The organism is Streptomyces sp. NPDC091271, from assembly GCF_044757505.1.
GTDB lineage: Bacteria > Actinomycetota > Actinomycetes > Streptomycetales > Streptomycetaceae > Streptomyces.
This window is the reverse complement of record NZ_JBIVVD010000009.1, coordinates 324,713-342,158: the sequence shown is the minus strand read 5'-3', so window position 1 is coordinate 342,158 and position 17,446 is coordinate 324,713. Positions and strand designations below refer to the sequence as shown.

Here is a 17,446-nt window from a genome sequence, read left to right as displayed (position 1 = left end):
AGGTGAGCCAGCGACACGAATCTCCGCCCCGGTCCGGCAGCGCAAGCGCCGGACCCGTCCTCGACGCACCCAGTCCGCAGAAGCTCCGTGACGAGCTAGCAGACCTGGTGGTCACGGACCTGCTCGGACCGATCGGGGGCCCGGAGGAAGAGCTCAAGGGCAACCCCGCCGAGCACTACATCATCGGGCGCCTGGCGCCGGGCGGCGTCGTTGTCGGCGGAGAGACACGTCTGTCCGGCATGCCGCTGGAGCCGGCCCAGATCGACGAGGCGCCCCTCGCCGGCGTACCGGACGCCGAGGAGGGTGATCCGGATCCGGCCTCGCCCAACGTTCCCAGTCTCCAGCCCTCCAGTCTCGGGCTCACGTTCCGGATCGACGGGGACGTAGACGAACTGCAAGTGCACTGCTCCTGGGCCCAGTACAAGCCGGGCCCGTCCAAGGACCCCGAATACACCGGCAACCGCGCGGTCTGGCACCGGACGGCACATGCGGGCACCGTGCCCGTGAAGCTGCTCGCCGACGGCACGATCGAGATGCGGGAGGTGCTACCCGAGGCGTTTCCCGGGGTAGTGGTCCGCGGTCGAGCCCGCATGTATGAGGGTGATCGACTCATTTCGATCTTCCTTGTCAATGCCCAGGACATTCAGGGCGGTTCACGCAACTGGCTGTTCCAGGCAGAGCTCGCGGTCAGCGGGCCACCTGGTAGCGCCCCCTTCCTTCCTCGTCGTGCCACGGTGCGGTCCGGCAGCGATCCCGCGGAGCGCGCGGAGCGACGGTCGCTTGCCATGGGGTACCGCTTCCTCCCTGAGTTCGCGGTCGGTCACGGCACGGGAGTGCACGCCGAACCGAGCCAGGACGACCCGATGCGGGCCTCGGTGATCGCGACCGCCGCGGCGCCGAGCTACGAGATCCCCCACACCGATGTGCCCGATCCACTCGGCACACACGACAAGGACCTGGTCGAACTTCAAGGCCTGGTCCTCGACATGCAGGTCCTCTCCGAACTCTCCTCGGACGCGCTGCACGGCGCTCTGCTCCCTCTCGTGGACGGATACCGCGCCTGGATCGAGCGGACCCGCCAGGAGATCGACAACCCCGAGGCCCGGCTCGAAGGGTTCGAGGTCGAAGCCCGTCAGAACCTTGGACGTGCCGCAGAGGCCGCTGACCGCATCGAGGCGGGAATCCGGCTTCTCCACGACGGTCCGGCCCTGGACGCGTTCCGGTTCGCCAACCGGGCCATGTGGCAGCAGCGCGTCCACACGATCGCTGCGGCCGACCGTCGGCGCGACCCCGACCTCCTCCTCGACACCGCGGTGCTCGCCGCCGATCAGCCCCGGAACCGGAGCTGGCGCCCGTTTCAGCTGGCCTTCATCCTGCTCAACCTCCCCTCCCTTGCCGACCCGGGCCACTCCGAGCGCACCGACGAGGGGAGGGCGGCCCTCGCCGATCTCCTCTGGTTCCCCACCGGTGGTGGCAAGACCGAGGCGTATCTCGGCCTCACCGCATTCACCCTGGCCATACGGCGCCGACTGCCCGACCTAGGGGGGCTGGACGCCGAGCACGGTGTGGCCGTCCTCATGCGCTACACCCTGCGGCTGCTCACCATTCAGCAGTTCCAACGTGCGGCCGCCCTCATCTGCGCCTGCGAGACGATCCGTCGGGCGGACCCCACGCTGTGGGGCACCGTCCCCTTCCGCATCGGCCTGTGGGTCGGCGGAAGCGTCACCCCGAACAACACCGACCAGGCGAGCACCTGGCTCAAGGACCGCCGCAAGGACAAGGGGCGCGGCCGGCGCAGCCGCTCAGGATCACCGCATCAGCTCACCAGCTGCCCCTGGTGCGGGACCAAGATGGACGCCGGCCGGGACATCACCGTCGACACCACTCTGCGCCGGACCTTCATCACGTGTCCCGATGTCTTCGCCTGCGCCTTCGGAGAAGGAGCCTTCGGTATCCCCGCCGACGAGCGCGGGCTTCCCGTCCTGGTCGTCGACGAGGAGATCTACCGGCTGCCTCCCAGCCTCGTCATCGCCACGGTCGACAAGTTCGCTCAGCTCCCGTGGAAGGGCGAGACCCAGGCGCTGTTCGGCCAGGTCTCCAAGCGCTGCACCCGGCACGGATACGTCACGGCCGATGTGGCGGACAGCGAATGGGAGCGCCACAGCCATCCCGCACACCCCCACCACCCTGCCGCCACGACTGTCGAGGTGTCCCGGCTACGCCCGCCGGACCTCATCGTCCAGGACGAGCTCCACCTGATCTCCGGCCCCCTCGGCTCCCTGACCGGGCTCTACGAAGCCGCGATCGACCGACTCGCCGGCTGGGACGTCGAGCCGGGGCGCACCGTACGGCCCAAGGTCATCGCCTCCACCGCCACGGTGCGCCGAGCCGAACGCCAGATCAATGACCTGTTCAGCCGCCGAACCGCGGTCTTCCCACCCCCCGGACTGAGCGCGGACGACAACTTCTTCGCCCGCCGCCGGGACACCAAGGACAAGCCCGGCCGCCGCTACGTCGGCATCTGCGCGCAGGGAGTGCGGACCAAGTCCGTGGCGATCCGGGTGTACGTCGCCCAGCTCGCCGCAGCCGAGCTGCTCCACAAGCGATACGGACACACCGACCTCACCGACCCGTACATGACACTCGTCGGCTACTTCAACAGCCTCCGCGACCTGGGCGGCATGCGCCGGCTGGTGGAGGACGACATCTCCACCCGGCTCACCCGTGCCGACAGGCGCAGCCTCGCTACCCGCTACATCGGCGAACCCGCCGAGCTCACCTCACGGATGTCCTCGGACGCCATCCCCGACATCCTCGAGAAGCTCGAACTCACCTTCACGGGGACCAGGAAGAGGGGCGCGGCGCGCCCCATCGACGTGCTACTCGCCACCAACATGATCGCCGTCGGAGTGGACGTCTCACGGCTGGGTGCGATGGTGGTCAACAACCAGCCCAAGTCCACGGCCGAGTACATCCAGGCCACCAGCCGAGTGGGCCGCCGTGCACCCGGGTTGGTCTTCACCGTCCTCAACTGGGCCCGCCCTCGCGACCTGTCCCACTACGAGACGTTCGAGTCCTTCCACGCCACCATCTACCAGCACGTGGAAGCACTCTCCGTCACACCGTTCGCGGACCGCGCCCTCGACCGGGGTCTCACCGGGGTGCTGGCATCCCTGGTCCGCAACCTGAAGCAGCAGTACAACGGCAACCGCGGGGCCCAGTCCTTCGACATCCGCGGCGAACTCGCCGATCACGTCGTGCGCTCCCTCCAACGGCGTGCCGAGGACGTCACGGATGACAAGCACACGGCGCAGGAGCTCGTCCTGCGCCTCAAGCAGAGACTCGACCACTGGGACCACCGGCGCAAGGCCCCCGGTGCCGTCCTTGGCTACACCACCGCCTCGCGCCAGGCCGACGTCACCTCACTGCTCAAGAAGCCCGACGGCACTCGATGGCAGCTCATGACCTGCCCCACGTCGCTCCGTGAGGTGGAACCGCCTGTGCAGCTGATGTTCGTCGGTGATGTCGGACAGGACCCGGTCACCGAACCGCCGTTCCTGCCGCGTCCCGCGAACGACACCGCCGACAGCACCGAGACCCTCTGGGGACAACCGTGAGCACACCGTCCAACGGAGCACTGCGTGTGGGCGAACTCCGCCCGAGCCAACTGCTGCACACCTACGGGGTGGGGGCGGTCGCGGACCTGCCCAACCTCTCCACCATGGTCCTGGGCCTGGACCACTGGGAGCTCGTACAGGCCACGCAGCTCACCGAGGACCGCCTGCTCGCCGCCGTCCGCAGACGCCTGGGATCCCAGGTCACGACTCTGCGGACCCCGCCGCAGATGCAGGAGTCCTCCGACCCGTTCGGGGAATGGACCCGCGTCGGTGTCCCGGTGGCGCTCTTCCCCCGGTGGCTGCGCTGTTCACGCGAGCAGTGCAACCAACTGTCGCCCGCCTCCTCCGGGCTCTTCGAGCTCGAAGAACACGTCTACCGCCCGGAGAACACCCGCTACGTCCACACGTGCTTCGGCACCGGCCGCCGTCGGCCCACTGCCGTCCCCGCCCGGTTCCTGATCGCCTGTCCGGACGGGCACATGGACGACTTCCCCTGGCAGTACTTCGTCCACCGGGGTGGTAAGTCCGCGCACGACTGCACGCTCAGTCTCGTCGAACGCGGCACCACGGGTGAGGCCGCCAACATCTTCGTGCAGTGCTCCTGCCCGAACGTGGCCGACCGTTCCATGGCAGAGGCCATGGGCAAGCGAGGTGAACAGGAACTGCCCGCGTGCCGGGGCCACCACCCTCACCTGGGTACGTTCGAGGCGTGTGGCGAGAAGGTCCGCACGATCGCACTCGGTGCCACCAACAGTTGGTTCGCATCACAGCTGAGGGTCTTCAGCCTGCCCAGGGCCGATGAGCCACTGACTCAGGCCGTGCGTGAGCACTGGAGGCTGCTGGCCCCTCTCGCACCCGTCCCCGCCGACGCCGCCAAGATGCTCCTTCCCACTCAGTCCTGCTGGCCGATGCTGGAGGAGTACGGGGTGGACAGGGTGTGGAAGGCGGTCACCGATGAGGCTGCCTCCACAGCCGCACCCTCGGGAGGCCCCGCCCCCGATGACGAGGGCTTCGATCTGGCGACACCCGAGTGGGAGGCGTTCACCGCACCGCACCACTACGAACTCCCCGACTTCACCACTGAGCCCGAAAAGGTGCCCGCCACCGCAGCCCCGTGGCTGGAGCGCGTCATCCTCGTTCACCGCCTCCGTGAAGTCTCCGCACTCACCGGCTTCACCCGGATCGACGCCCCGGAATGGCTTCCGCTGGACTATGACGACGATCCGGTCGTCAAGGCTGCGTCTCTCTCCAAGGAACCTCCCACCTGGGTGCCCTGCGCAGAGCTGCGAGGGGAAGGGGTGTTCCTCGCCTTCCGGGAAGAGCGGCTGGAGGAGTGGGAGAAGCGGCCCGACGTCCTCGCCCGCGAGAAGGTTCTCAAGGCCGCACACGTGACGTGGTGCCTGGCGCGCGGACTCGATCCCCAGTGGCCCGGCATCCGCTACGTACTCCTTCATACGTTCGCCCACGTCCTGATTCGAGGCTTCGCCCTGGAATGCGGTTACGGCGCGTCCGGAATCGCGGAGCGGGTGTACGCACGCTCCGGTAAGAACCCCATGGCGGGCATCCTTCTCTACACGGCGGCTCCGGACAGTGAAGGCACCCTGGGAGGCCTGGTCTCGCTGGGGCGGAAGGACAGGCTCGGGCCTGTCATCGAGCAGGCTGTCGAAGAAGCGCGGCTTTGCAGCTCCGACCCCATGTGTGCCGAGCACGACCCCCGCGTCCACGGGCGCCTGCACGGGGCGGCCTGTCATGCCTGTCTCTTCGCCGCCGAGACGTCGTGCGAACGCGGTAACCACTACCTGGACCGCGCTCTCCTCGTGGAGACCCTCGCGGGAGATCTCGGCGCGTTCTTGGCATGACGGACCGGCTGCCAGAACTTCTCGTGGCACTCAGCAAGCGCCTTCCGGCGGCCCAACTGACCGGCCTACGTGATTGTCTGCGTGCTGCTGACGGCCCGAGCGACACCCTGCTGGACCGGTGGTCCGCGGACCACCCGGCAGCCGGCCTTCCCGCAGAACTGAGCGCAATCAGGGAAGCGTGGAGGGATGAAGCACGTCCCCTCCCCGGGGCGGCACTCGCGCTGTCCCTAGCCGTCGCTGCGGCGGCCGTCGAGGGAAACGTGCCGCCCGCAGAACTCGTCGTGAGCGGCCCGACGAGCTCCACTCTTCCCCTCCGCCTCACCAGTGGCATAGCGATCGACGTCATACGCTCAGCGCAAACGACACTGGTCATCGCCAGCTTTGCCGCATACGGCATCGCCGAAATCGTGACAGAGCTTCGAGCGGCTGCCGGGCGCAACGTTCGTATCGACCTGATCCTCGAGGAGTCGACCTCGGCAGCTCGTGCTTTCGCTCCTCTCGGAGACAGCGTCCGGATCTGGCACCGTGCGCACGACTCCGCGCGCGGCAGCCTGCACGCCAAGGTGATCGCCGCCGACCGTCGCATCGCGCTCATGGGCAGCGCCAACCTCACCGGCCGCGCGCTGCGAGACAACGTCGAAATCGGTGTCATCCTGAGGGATCCGGGGGTGGTCGGCCGTTTGATCGATCATCTTCACTGGCTCACCGGACCGGAAGCCCACTACCTGCGGAGAGGCTGACGGTATCGGAACGGGTCGTGGCAGGCCCGCCGCTTCTCACCCTCGCGGCCGGCTCCTCCGTGCCCCACTGCACCCCCACCGAGGCAGACCCCGTGATGTAACGCCGACCCGTTTGCCACGCCCGGCCGGAAACAGGCACCCCGACGCACCGAGGCCCCCGGCGGACGCCGGGGGCCTCGGTGCGATGCGGCGCGAGTGCCGTTACGGGAGGTTGCGGGCCATGACGATGCGCTGGACCTGGTTCGTGCCCTCGTAGATCTGCGTGATCTTGGCGTCACGCATCATGCGCTCGACCGGGTAGTCACGGGTGTAGCCGTAACCGCCGAGGAGCTGCACGGCGTCGGTGGTGACCTCCATCGCGACGTCGGAGGCGAAGCACTTGGCCGCGGCGCCGAAGAAGGTGAGGTCGCCGTCGAGGCGCTCGGACTTGGCGGCCGCCGCGTAGGTGAGCTGGCGGGCGGCCTCCAGCTTCATGGCCATGTCGGCGAGCATGAACTGGATGCCCTGGAAGTCGCCGATCGGCTTGCCGAACTGCTTGCGCTCCTGGACGTAGCCCTTGGCGTAGTCCAGGGCGCCCTGGGCGATGCCGAGCGCCTGGGCCGCGATCGTGATGCGGGTGTGGTCCAGGGTCTTCATCGCCGTGGCGAAGCCGGTGCCCTCCTCGCCGATCATCCGGTCGGCGGGGATACGGACGTTGTCGAGGTAGACCTCGCGCGTCGGGGAGCCCTTGATGCCGAGCTTCTTCTCCGGGGCGCCGAAGGAGACACCCTCATCCGACTTCTCGACGACGAACGCCGAGATGCCCTTGGAGCGCTTCTCCGGGTCGGTGACCGCCATGACCGTGTAGTACTCGGACTCGCCCGCGTTGGTGATCCAGCGCTTCACACCGTTCAGGACCCAGAAGTCACCGTCACGGACGGCCTTGGTCTTCATGCCCGCCGCGTCCGAGCCGGCGTCCGGCTCGGACAGGGCGTACGAGAACATCGCCTCACCCTTGGCGAGCGGACCCAGGTACTTCTTCTTCAGGGCCTCGGACCCGGACAGGATCACCGGCAGCGAGCCCAGCTTGTTCACCGCCGGGATCAGGGACGACGACGCGCAGACCCGGGCCACCTCCTCGATCACGATGACCGTGGCCAGCGCGTCCGCGCCCGCGCCGCCGTACTCCTCCGGAACGTGGACCGCGTGCAGGTCCGAGGCGACCAGAGCCTTCAGCGCCTCGTGCGGGAAGCGCGCCTCCTCGTCCACCGCGGCGGCGTGCGGGGCGATCTTCGCCTCGGCGAGGAGGCGGATCGTCTCACGGAGCATCTCGTGCTCCTCGGCCGGACGGTACAGGTCGAAATCGGTCGAACCCGCCAAGATGTTCACTCCCCAAGGATGCTAACTACCGTTAAGTAACACGATTTTAGTGGCGCTGCCGAGCGGAGGCATACGGGCGGGGTACGTGAGCTTGCCGACAGCCGCGGAGACACCCCGGGAGGCGGCCGGAAAACGGCGTTCGGCACGCCCGGTTATGCTCGGCTCCGCACATCTGTCCGCATCGTTCAGGAGCACCCATGGCCCTCAGGATCACCGTGATCGGCACCGGCTACCTCGGCGCCACCCATGCCGCGGCCATGGCGGAGCTGGGCTTCGAAGTCCTCGGGCTCGATGTCGTGCCCGAGAAGATCGAGATGCTCTCGGCCGGCAGGGTGCCGATGTACGAGCCGGGGCTCGAGGAGATCCTGCAGAAGCACGTCGCGGGCATCGAGGGGTCCACCGGGCGGCTCCGCTTCACCACCTCCTGGGAGGAGATCGGCGCGTTCGGCGATGTGCACTTCGTCTGCGTGAACACTCCTCAGAAGCACGGCGAGTACGCCTGTGACATGAGCTATGTGGACAGCGCCTTCGAGTCGCTGGCCCCGCAGCTGACCCGCCCCGCGCTGGTCGTGGGCAAGTCCACCGTCCCGGTGGGCTCCGCCGCACGGCTGGCGACGCGGCTGGCCGAGCTGGCGCCGGTGGGCACGGACGCGGAGCTGGCCTGGAACCCGGAGTTCCTCCGCGAGGGCTTCGCGGTCAAGGACACCCTGCACCCGGACAGGATCGTCATCGGCGTGGAGAGCGAGCGGGCCGAGAAGGTGCTGCGCGAGGTGTACGCGGGACCGATCGCCGAGGGCTCGCCCTTCGTGGTGACGGACTTCCCGACCGCCGAGCTGGTGAAGACCTCCGCCAACTCCTTCCTGGCGACCAAGATCTCGTTCATCAACGCGATGGCCGAGGTCTGCGAGGCCGCCGACGGCGACGTGGTGAAGCTCGCCGAGGCGATCGGCCACGACGAGCGCATCGGGAAGAAGTTCCTGCGGGCCGGGATCGGCTTCGGCGGGGGCTGCCTCCCCAAGGACATCCGGGCCTTCATGGCGCGCGCCGGTGAGCTGGGTGCCGACCAGGCGCTGACCTTCCTGCGGGAGGTCGACTCCATCAACATGCGCCGGCGCGGTCACATGGTCGAGCTGGCCCGAGAGGCCGTGGGCGGGGGATCGTTCCTGGGCACGCGCGTCGCGGTGCTGGGCGCCACCTTCAAGCCGGACTCCGACGACGTACGCGACTCGCCGGCCCTGAACGTCGCCGGGCAGATCCATCTGCAGGGCGGCCAGGTGACGGTCTTCGACCCGAAGGGCATGGAGAACGCCCGGCGGCTCTTCCCGACGCTCGGCTACGCGGACACGGCGCTGGACGCGGTGCGCGGCGCGGATGTGGTGCTGCACCTGACGGAGTGGCGCGAATTCCGGGAGCTGGACGCGGTGGCGCTCGGCGAGGCCGCGGGGCGCCGGATCATCCTGGACGGCCGCAACGCGCTGGACCCCGCGGTGTGGCGCGAGGCCGGCTGGACCTACCGGGCGATGGGCCGCCCGAAGGCCTGACCGGGGGAAGCACACACACGAGGAGGCGGCGGCCCACAGGGCCGCCGCCTCCTCGTGTCAGGGACCGGCTCAGCCCGTCGGGCCGTCCAGCTCGTCGATCGTCGCGTGGGACGGGCCGACACGGGTGATCAGTTCGCGGGACACCGCCTCCGCGTCGCGCAGGACACGCACCGCGTTCTGCCACGTCAGCTTGGCCACGTCGGTGTCCGACCAGCCGCGCGTCAGCAGCTCGGCGATCAGGTACGGGTAGCCCGACACGTCCTCCAGCTCCACCGGGAGGAACGCCGTGCCGTCGTAGTCGCCGCCGACGCCGATGTGGTCGATCCCGGCGATCTCGCGCATGTGGTCGAGATGGTCGGCGATCGTGGCCACGGTGGCCATCGGGCGCGGGTTGAGCGCTTCGAAGTCCGCGTGGATCCGCATGGCGGCCGGCGTGGTGTCCAGGTGGTGCAGGCCGTGCTCCCGCATGTTGCGGTCGGCGGCGTGCGTCCACTCGACGGCCGCCGGCAGGACGAACTTCGGTACGAAGGTCGCCATGGCGACGCCGCCGTTGGCCGCGAGCATCCGCAGCACGTCGTCGGGGATGTTGCGCGGGTGGTCGCAGACCGCCCGGGCGGAGGAGTGCGAGAAGATCACCGGCGCGACGGAGGTGGCCAGCGCGTCGCGCATCGTGGTGGCCGCCACATGGGAGAGGTCGACCAGCATCCCGACGCGGTTCATCTCACGTACGACCTCACGGCCGAACTCCGACAGGCCGCCGACGCGCGGGGAGTCGGTCGCCGAGTCCGCCCAGTCGGTGTTGTCGTTGTGCGTGAGCGTCATGTAGCGGACGCCGAGGGTGTGCAGCGCGCGCAGGGCACCCAGCGAATTGTTGATGGAGTGGCCGCCCTCGGCGCCCATCAGGGAGGCGATACGGCCCTCGGCGCGGGCCTTCTCCATGTCGTCCGCGGTCAGGGCGCGCCGCAGGTCGTCCGGATAGCGGGCCAGCATCTCGCCGACCACGTCGATCTGTTCCAGCGTGGCGCTGACCGCGTCGTCGCCCGCCAGACGGGGCGGGACGTAGACGGACCAGAACTGCGCTCCGACACCGCCGGCCCGCAGTCGCGGGATGTCGGTGTGCAGGGTGCCGGTCTGGTCCCGGGAGATGTCGCGGGCGTCGAGGTCGTAGCCGACCTGCTCGCGCAGGGCCCAGGGGAGGTCGTTGTGCCCGTCGACGACGGGGTGGTCGGCGAGGAGCAGCCGGGCGCGGTCCAGGTTGTCCATCGGTGAGACCTACTTCCCGAAGCCGAAGGAGTCCGCGCCCTGGGCCTTGGCGCGCAGCCGCTTGCCCTTCTCCGTCGCCTGCTCCTTGAGCTCCTGCTGGAAGTCCTTCATCCGCTCCAGCAGCGCACTGTCGTGGGCGGCGAGGATACGGGCGGCGAGCAGGCCGGCGTTACGGGCACCGCCGACGGAGACCGTGGCGACGGGGACCCCGGCCGGCATCTGGACGATGGACAGCAGGCTGTCCATGCCGTCGAGGTACTTCAGCGGGACCGGCACGCCGATCACGGGCAGCGGGGTGACGGAGGCGAGCATCCCGGGCAGGTGGGCCGCTCCGCCCGCCCCCGCGATGATGGCCTTGAGACCGCGGTCCGCGGCCCTCTCGCCGTACGCGATCATCTCGTGCGGCATGCGGTGGGCGGAGACGACGTCGACCTCGTAGGGGATCTCGAACTCGCCGAGGGCCTTGGCGGCCCCTTCCATCACGGGCCAGTCGGAGTCCGAGCCCATGACGATGCCGACGACGGGGGCGGAGCCTGGTGCGGTCATTCGGTGATCGTTCCTCGCAGGTAGTCGGCCGCGTGCCGGGCGCGCTCCCGCACGTCCGCCAGATCGTCGCCGTAGGTGTTGACGTGGCCCACCTTGCGGCCGGGTTTCACGTCCTTGCCGTACATGTGGATCTTGAGCTGCGGGTCTCGGGCCATGCAGTGCAGATACGCCTGGTACATGTCCGGGTAGTCGCCCCCGAGGACGTTGCACATGACCGTCCAGGTGGCGCGCGGGCGGGGGTCGCCGAGCGGGAGGTCCAGGACGGCCCGCACATGGTTGGCGAACTGCGAGGTGACCGCGCCGTCCTGGGTCCAGTGCCCGGAGTTGTGCGGGCGCATCGCGAGCTCGTTCACGAGGATCCCGGGGGTCCCGTCGTCGCTGCGCGTCTCGAAGAGCTCGACCGCGAGGTGGCCGACCACGCCCAGCTCGGCGGCGATCCGCAGGGCGAGCTGCTGGGCCTCCCCCGCGAGGCGCTCGTCCAGGTCGGGCGCCGGGGCGATGACGGTGTCGCAGACCCCGTCGACCTGGATGGACTCGACGACCGGGTAGGCGACGGCCTGGCCGTGCGGCGAGCGGACGATGTTGGCCGCCAGCTCCCGCACGAAGTCGACCTTCTCCTCCGCGAGGACGGGGACACCGGCCCGGAAGGGCTCGGCGGCGTCCGCCTCGGAGCGGACCACCCAGACGCCCTTGCCGTCGTATCCGCCGCGGACCGTCTTGAGGATGACGGGGAAGCCCCCCACCTCCTCGGCGAAGGCGGCGGCGTCCGCCGCGTCCGCGACGATGCGGTGGCGGGGGCAGGGCGCGCCGATCTCCGTGAGTTTCGCGCGCATCACCCCCTTGTCCTGGGCGTGCACCAGAGCGTCGGGGCCGGGGCGTACGGGAATGCCGTCCGCCTCCAGGGCCCTGAGGTGCTCGGTCGGTACATGCTCGTGGTCGAAGGTGATCACGTCACAGCCGCGCGCGAAGGCGCGCAGCGTCTCCAGGTCGCGGTAGTCGCCGACGACGACCTCGCCCACCACCTGGGCGGCCGAGTCCTGGGGCGTGTCACTGAGGAGCTTGAATTTGAGGCCGAGGGGGATGCCCGCCTCGTGGGTCATACGGGCGAGCTGGCCGCCGCCGACCATGCCGACTACAGGGAACGTCACCTGTCCAGGGTATCGGGCCGTGCGAGGGCTCCCCCCACCGTCTCCGGCACGGCCCCCGCACCTCCGGGAAGGAGGCCCCGTCATGCGGGCGAGGCCGGCTCACGGGCATCACACGGGAGGGCTGGTTAGCATGGCCGGGTTGACGAAACCGACCGGACGGGGCTGAGCGATCACCATGAGCGAACGGGGCGCACTGCGGACCCGGCTTGATCTGCTGGCCCGGGAGGTCGCCAAGTTCGGCGCGGTCGGCGCACTCGGCCTGGTCGTCAATATCGTCGTCTCGAACCTGATCTGGCGCACCACGGACTTCCCGGTGGTGCGGGCCGGGCTGATGGGGACGGTCGTCGCCATCCTCTTCAACTACGTCGGTTTCCGTTACTGGACCTACCGGGACCGCGACAAGACCGGGCGCACCCGGGAGCTGATGCTGTTCCTGCTCTTCAGCGCCGTCGGCGCGGTGATCGAGACGGGCGTGCTCTACCTGGCGACGTACGGCTTCGGCTGGAACAGTCCGGTCCAGAGCAACGTCTTCAAGATCGTCGGCATCGGGGTCGCCACGCTGTTCCGCTTCTGGTCCTACCGCACCTGGGTGTTCAGGGCGCTGCCCGCCAAGGAGGCCGTGCTCAACGCGGAACGATTTCTGGAGCAGCGGCGGCCCTCCGACGAGGTGACACCGGGCCCCGTGCCCCGCTGACGCTCAGCGCACCGGGCGTACGGGTTCCTTACGGCCCGGCGCGACCCGGCTGAGGAAGAGGGCGAAGACCGGGGGCTGCTGCTGGAGCAGTTCGAGCCGGCCGCCGTCGGCCTCGGCGAGGTCCCGGGCCACGGCGAGGCCGATCCCGGTGGAGTTGCGGCCGCTGATGGTGCGCTCGAAGATCCGCGCCCCCAGGTCGGCGGGGACGCCGGGGCCCTCGTCCGTGACCTCGACGACGACCTGGTTGCCGGTGACACGGGTACGCAGCGCGACCGTGCCGCCACCGTGCATCAGCGAGTTCTCGATCAGCGCGGCGAGGACCTGGGCGACGGCGCCCGGGGTGCCGACGGCCTCCAGACCGTGCTTGCCCGAGCAGACGACGGCCCGGCCGGCGCTGCGGTAGGCCGGGCGCCATTCCTCGATCTGCTGCTTGACGACCTCGTCGAGGTCGAAGACGACGGCGGAGCCGGTGCGGGGGTCCCGGGCGTTGGTCAGCAGCCGCTGCACCACGTCGGTGAGCCGTTCGACCTGGGTGAGCGCGATGTTCGCCTCCTCCTTCACCGTGTCCGGGTCGTCGGTGACGGAGATCTCCTCGATCCGCATGGAGAGGGCGGTCAGGGGCGTACGGAGCTGGTGCGAGGCGTCCGCGGCCAGGCGCCGCTCCGCCGTCAGCATCCGGGCGATCCGCTCGGCGGAGGAGTCCAGGACGTCGGCGACCCGGTCCAGCTCCGTCACCCCGTACCGCTTGTGGCGGGGCCGGGGGTCGCCCGATCCGAGGCGCTCGGCCGTCTCGGCGAGATCGGTGAGCGGGGAGGTGAGCCGGTCGGCCTGGCGTACGGCGAGGAGCACGGCGGAGATGATGGCGAGCAGCGCCACCGCTCCGATGATCAGCAGGGTCCGGCCGACCTCACGGGTCACGGCCGAGCGGTCCTCCTCGACGGTGACCTTCTCGCCCTGCTCCCCCGTCTCCGTGCTGCGGATGGCGTCGCCGTCGGTGGGGCGCTCGCCGACCTCGATGGCGGCGCGCCCGGGGATCTCGACGCGGGCGTAGCGGCTGGGGTCCACCTGCTCGGCGAGGACCTGGGGGGTGATCCGCTCGGCGCCGAGCAGCCGGCTCTCGACGACGCTGATCAGCCGGAACGCCTCGGAGTCGACGCTCTCCTGGGCGCTGTTGCTGATGGTGCGGGTCTCGACGATGACAAGGGAGACGCCGAAGACGGCGATCACGACGAGCACCACGGCGAGCGTGGAGTTGATCAGTCGGCGGCGCATGACTGTTCTGTACGTCAGCTCTTCTCGAACCGGAAGCCGACGCCCCGGACGGTGGCGATGTAGCGCGGATTGGCCGCGTCGTCGCCGAGCTTCTTGCGGAGCCAGGAGATGTGCATGTCGAGGGTCTTCGTGGAGGACCACCAGGTGGTGTCCCAGACCTCACGCATCAGCTGGTCGCGGGTGACGACCCGGCCCGCGTCCCGCACGAGGACCCGCAGCAGGTCGAACTCCTTGGCGGTGAGCTGGAGTTCCTCGTCGCCCATCCAGGCCCGGTGGGACTCGACGTCGATCCTGACGCCGTGCGTGGCGGGCTGCGGGGCGGGCTCGGTGGCGCCGCGGCGCAGCAGGGCGCGGACCCGGGCGAGGAGCTCGGCGAGGCGGAAGGGCTTGGTGACGTAGTCGTCGGCCCCGGCGTCCAGCCCGACCACCGTGTCGACCTCGTCGGCCCGGGCGGTCAGCACCAGGATCGGCACGGCGTGGCCGTCGGCCCGCAGCCGCCTGGCGACCTCCAGTCCGTCCATCCCGGGCAGCCCCAGGTCGAGGACGACCAGGTCGACGCCTCCCTGGAGCCCGGCGTCGAGTGCGGTCGGACCGTCCTCGCGGACCTCGACCTCGTAACCCTCACGACGCAGGGCGCGGGCCAGTGGCTCCGAGATGGATGCGTCGTCCTCGGCGAGCAGTACACGGGTCATGCAGTGATGGTAGTCCGCGCAGGCCCGCTGGGGTGAAGCACTGGGCAGGCCCTGCGGGTCAGGGCCACGAATCGGTCATCCTCCTTCGAATATGGGACTGTGGTTCCACGCATACCTGTGATCCATCTCTCAAGTCCTTCCATATCCCCGCGTGTCATGTCGTATGGTGGCTCGACGCCTGTTGCACCACCGAAGGACCTTTGGGCAGCGTTTCGCGCCAAGGGTCTCTTTTGTGTACGGGCCGGTTCCCGCCGGCCCCGACCAGTGAATGACCTGTGGGCCGGGCCCGGAGCGCGAGGACGCGCGCCGGGCGTGGATCCCGGAGCGGTCTGTCCCACGATCCCGTCCCCACACTCCCAGCGGAGCGGTGGCCCGGATCGAATCCCCTCGAGGCGTCAGGGGTGGGCGTGTCCGCCCGGTGCCGGCCGCCCCCCACCGGGCGCGTACCGCTCACGAGGCGGCGCGTCCCGACCAGCAAGGATCGACCATGGCGTCCAGCCTGACGAAGGACTCGGCCAGTACTTCTGGTTCGGAGAAGACCTTCTTCGGCCACCCCCGCGGCCTGGCCACTCTCTTCATGACGGAGATGTGGGAGCGCTTCAGCTACTACGGCATGCGCGCCCTTCTCCCGCTCTACCTGATCGCTCCCAACGGGCTTCACATGAACCCCGCCACGGCCACGGCGATCTACTCGGTCTACCTGTCGCTGGTGTACCTGCTCACCATGCCCGGCGGCTGGATCGGCGACCGTGTCTGGGGACCCCGCAAGACCGTCGCCATCGCGGGCGGCGTCGTCATGCTCGGCCACCTGGTGCTGGCGCTGCCCGCCGAAGGCACCTTCTTCGCGGGCCTCGGCCTCGTGGCGATCGGCTCCGGCCTGCTGAAGGCGAACATCTCGACGATGGTCGGCCACCTCTACGACGGCCCGGACGACCCGCGCCGTGACGGTGGCTTCACGATCTTCTACATGGGCATCAACGTGGGCGCCTTCGCCGCCCCGCTGGTGATCGGCACGGTCGGCGAGAACGTCAACTGGCACCTGGGCTTCGCCCTGGCCGCCGTCGGCATGGGACTCGGTGTCGCCCAGTTCCTGCTCGGCACCCGCCACCTGGACGAGCGCAGCCACGTCGTACCGAAGCCGCTCTCCGCGGACGAGCGCGCCTCCACGCTGCGCAAGTCGATGATCTGGCTGGGCGTCGCCGCCGTCTTCTACATCGGCACGGTCGTCACCGGCGTCTACACGCTGAACTGGCTGCTGGTCCCGATCACGGTCGCCGGTCTCGTCATCCCCGTGGTGGTCCTGGCGCGCATCAAGCGCGACAAGGAGCTCGACCAGGCCGAACAGGCGAAGATGTCCGGCTACATCTGGTTCTTCGTGGCCGCCGCCATCTTCTGGATGATCTACGACCAGGGCGGTTCGACCCTGGCGATCTTCGCCGACTCCTCGGCGGAGAACTCGGTCCTCGGCTGGGACTTCCCGGTCTCCTGGTACCAGTCGGTCAACCCGGTCCTGATCATGGCGCTGGCTCCGGTCTTCGCCGCCTTCTGGCTGGCGCTGAACCGGCGGGGCAAGGAGCCCAGCACGATCGTGAAGTTCAGCTCCGGTCTGGTGCTGGTCGGTGCGTCGTTCTTCCTCTTCCTGGCGCCCCTGTCCATCGCGGGCGACGGTCACAAGGCCGCCGCGATGTGGCTGGTCGCGATCTACTTCGTGCAGACCGTCGGCGAGCTGACACTCTCCCCGGTCGGCCTCTCGGTCACCACGAAGATGGCCCCGGCCAAGTACGCGAGCCAGATGATGGGTGTCTGGTTCCTGGCCGTGACGGCCGGCGACTGCACCACGGGTCTGCTCTCCCTCGCGGGGGTCGAGCTCAACGGCAACGGGGTGGTCGCCCTCCAGGCCGCGCTCGCGGTGCTCGCGGGTGTCGCGATCTTCATGTACCGCGGCAAGGTCAAGGCGCTCATGGGCAACGTCCGCTGACACGGACCCGCCCGCACGACTCAGGGCCCCGCACCGATCGGATCGGTGCGGGGCCCTGAGTCGTCGCGTGGAGCAAGCGGAGCCACGCGGCGTCGCGCGGGAGTGGCTACGCCGGAGCGGCGAGCTCCGCCCAGACGGTCTTGCCCGGCTGCTCCGGCGTACGCGTCACGCCCCAGTCCATGCAGAGCCGCTGCACGATGAACATGCCGTGCCCGCCGGGACGCCCCGCCCGGTGCGGGGTGCGCGGCGCCGGCTGCCCGGCCCCGGTGTCGACGACCTCGACCCGGAGCATCTTGGGCGAGCAGGCGATGCGGAGCTCCTCGGGACCGTCCGCGTGCAGGCAGGCGTTCGTGACGAGCTCGGAGACGACCAGGAGGACGTCCTCGGCCGCCGCCCGGCGGTCGGCCCCCGACGCGGGCAGCCAGCCCCAGTCGTGGAGTGCCTGCCGGGCGAAGTCGCGCGCCATCGGCACGATGCCGCTGGCCTCTCTCAGCGAGAGCGTGCGCCACTGCCGGTCAGCGGGTACGGCAGAGGCGGTGCCCGTGCCGTCCGGCTCGCGGCCGAGGCCGCCCGGCGGATGCTGCCGGGTGGTGCTCATCAGCGCTTCACCTCACCGATTCACCGTGTTGCCATCGAACAGAACTGATCAGATACAGAGTGTGCGGGTTCCATGACCCCGACGAGGTCTCTCCTGCCCGGCCGGATGGTGACGACACCCTTTTCGCCTACGCCGTGAG

General features: G+C 69.6%; 13 protein-coding genes. 6 read left to right on the top strand and 7 right to left on the bottom strand.

Features of this window, described 5'->3' with window-relative positions; translation table 11 throughout:
* The first annotated feature begins 2 nt into the window (after nucleotides 1-2).
* The 3 genes from drmA to drmC are packed head-to-tail and all read left to right on the top strand — an operon-like array spanning nucleotide 3 to nucleotide 6,216.
* Nucleotides 3-3,617, top strand: coding sequence for a DISARM system helicase DrmA (drmA, locus tag ACIQM3_RS33805; protein WP_401631156.1), 3,615 nt, complete (start codon nucleotides 3-5; stop codon nucleotides 3,615-3,617).
* On the top strand, nucleotides 3,614-5,476 hold the full coding sequence (gene drmB / locus ACIQM3_RS33800; protein ID WP_401631154.1) for a DrmB family protein: 1,863 nt from the start codon (nucleotides 3,614-3,616) through the stop codon (nucleotides 5,474-5,476). Before drmA ends, drmB begins: the two co-directional genes overlap by 4 nt.
* 23 nt (nucleotides 5,477-5,499) lie before the next feature.
* Nucleotides 5,500-6,216, top strand: coding sequence for a DISARM system phospholipase D-like protein DrmC (drmC, locus tag ACIQM3_RS33795; RefSeq protein WP_401631152.1), 717 nt, complete (start codon nucleotides 5,500-5,502; stop codon nucleotides 6,214-6,216).
* Nucleotides 6,217-6,417: 201 nt separating this feature from the next.
* Here the strand turns inward: drmC and ACIQM3_RS33790 are convergent, their stop codons facing one another.
* Complete coding sequence (locus ACIQM3_RS33790; RefSeq protein ID WP_401631290.1) at nucleotides 6,418-7,575, bottom strand: acyl-CoA dehydrogenase family protein; 1,158 nt, start codon at nucleotides 7,573-7,575, stop codon at nucleotides 6,418-6,420.
* A 197-nt stretch (nucleotides 7,576-7,772) separates the two neighbouring features.
* Between ACIQM3_RS33790 and ACIQM3_RS33785 the strand changes: the two genes are divergently transcribed.
* Nucleotides 7,773-9,116, top strand: a complete 1,344-nt coding sequence (locus tag ACIQM3_RS33785; RefSeq protein WP_401631150.1) for a UDP-glucose dehydrogenase family protein — start codon at nucleotides 7,773-7,775, stop codon at nucleotides 9,114-9,116.
* 69 nt (nucleotides 9,117-9,185) lie between these two features.
* Here the strand turns inward: ACIQM3_RS33785 and ACIQM3_RS33780 are convergent, their stop codons facing one another.
* From ACIQM3_RS33780 to ACIQM3_RS33770, 3 genes are read right to left on the bottom strand one after another with little or no spacing between them, the layout of a single operon-like run.
* Nucleotides 9,186-10,379 (bottom strand): dipeptidase, encoded by a 1,194-nt coding sequence (locus ACIQM3_RS33780; protein WP_401631148.1) that lies wholly within the window; start codon nucleotides 10,377-10,379, stop codon nucleotides 9,186-9,188.
* Between the two features lie 9 nt (nucleotides 10,380-10,388).
* Nucleotides 10,389-10,925: a 5-(carboxyamino)imidazole ribonucleotide mutase gene (gene purE / locus ACIQM3_RS33775; RefSeq protein ID WP_401631146.1), complete on the bottom strand. Its 537-nt coding sequence runs from the start codon at nucleotides 10,923-10,925 to the stop codon at nucleotides 10,389-10,391.
* Nucleotides 10,922-12,073: a 5-(carboxyamino)imidazole ribonucleotide synthase gene (locus ACIQM3_RS33770; protein ID WP_362934817.1), complete on the bottom strand. Its 1,152-nt coding sequence runs from the start codon at nucleotides 12,071-12,073 to the stop codon at nucleotides 10,922-10,924. The genes purE and ACIQM3_RS33770 overlap by 4 nt, the downstream gene beginning before the upstream one ends.
* Before the next feature lie 175 nt (nucleotides 12,074-12,248).
* Between ACIQM3_RS33770 and ACIQM3_RS33765 the strand changes: the two genes are divergently transcribed.
* Nucleotides 12,249-12,767 carry a GtrA family protein gene (locus tag ACIQM3_RS33765; RefSeq protein ID WP_401631143.1) on the top strand — a complete coding sequence of 173 codons (519 nt, stop codon included), beginning with the start codon at nucleotides 12,249-12,251 and terminating at the stop codon, nucleotides 12,765-12,767.
* 3 nt (nucleotides 12,768-12,770) lie between these two features.
* Here ACIQM3_RS33765 and ACIQM3_RS33760 read toward each other — a convergent pair whose 3' ends face one another.
* Nucleotides 12,771-14,039 (bottom strand): ATP-binding protein, encoded by a 1,269-nt coding sequence (locus ACIQM3_RS33760; protein ID WP_401631141.1) that lies wholly within the window; start codon nucleotides 14,037-14,039, stop codon nucleotides 12,771-12,773.
* A gap of 14 nt (nucleotides 14,040-14,053) precedes the next feature.
* On the bottom strand, nucleotides 14,054-14,731 hold the full coding sequence (locus ACIQM3_RS33755) for a response regulator transcription factor (RefSeq protein ID WP_031098784.1): 678 nt from the start codon (nucleotides 14,729-14,731) through the stop codon (nucleotides 14,054-14,056).
* A gap of 487 nt (nucleotides 14,732-15,218) precedes the next feature.
* On the opposite strand from ACIQM3_RS33755, the gene ACIQM3_RS33750 reads away from it, so the two are divergent.
* A complete protein-coding gene (locus ACIQM3_RS33750; RefSeq protein ID WP_401631139.1) occupies nucleotides 15,219-16,709 on the top strand; it encodes an oligopeptide:H+ symporter in 1,491 nt (496 codons plus the stop codon).
* Nucleotides 16,710-16,815: 106 nt separating this feature from the next.
* Here ACIQM3_RS33750 and ACIQM3_RS33745 read toward each other — a convergent pair whose 3' ends face one another.
* Nucleotides 16,816-17,307: an ATP-binding protein gene (locus tag ACIQM3_RS33745; RefSeq protein ID WP_401521742.1), complete on the bottom strand. Its 492-nt coding sequence runs from the start codon at nucleotides 17,305-17,307 to the stop codon at nucleotides 16,816-16,818.
* Between the last annotated feature and the right edge of the window lie 139 nt (nucleotides 17,308-17,446).

What these genes read in the sequence shown, in the direction of transcription:
- ACIQM3_RS33785 (WP_401631150.1), top strand. Translation starts at nt 7,773, where the DNA reads ATGGCCCTCAGGATCACCGTGATCGGCACCGGCTACCTCGGCGCCACC.
- ACIQM3_RS33780 (WP_401631148.1), bottom strand. Translation starts at nt 10,379, where the DNA reads ATGGACAACCTGGACCGCGCCCGGCTGCTCCTCGCCGACCACCCCGTC.
- purE (WP_401631146.1), bottom strand. Translation starts at nt 10,925, where the DNA reads ATGACCGCACCAGGCTCCGCCCCCGTCGTCGGCATCGTCATGGGCTCG.
- ACIQM3_RS33765 (WP_401631143.1), top strand. Translation starts at nt 12,249, where the DNA reads ATGAGCGAACGGGGCGCACTGCGGACCCGGCTTGATCTGCTGGCCCGG.
- ACIQM3_RS33760 (WP_401631141.1), bottom strand. Translation starts at nt 14,039, where the DNA reads ATGCGCCGCCGACTGATCAACTCCACGCTCGCCGTGGTGCTCGTCGTG.
- ACIQM3_RS33755 (WP_031098784.1), bottom strand. Translation starts at nt 14,731, where the DNA reads ATGACCCGTGTACTGCTCGCCGAGGACGACGCATCCATCTCGGAGCCA.
- ACIQM3_RS33750 (WP_401631139.1), top strand. Translation starts at nt 15,219, where the DNA reads ATGGCGTCCAGCCTGACGAAGGACTCGGCCAGTACTTCTGGTTCGGAG.
- ACIQM3_RS33745 (WP_401521742.1), bottom strand. Translation starts at nt 17,307, where the DNA reads ATGAGCACCACCCGGCAGCATCCGCCGGGCGGCCTCGGCCGCGAGCCG.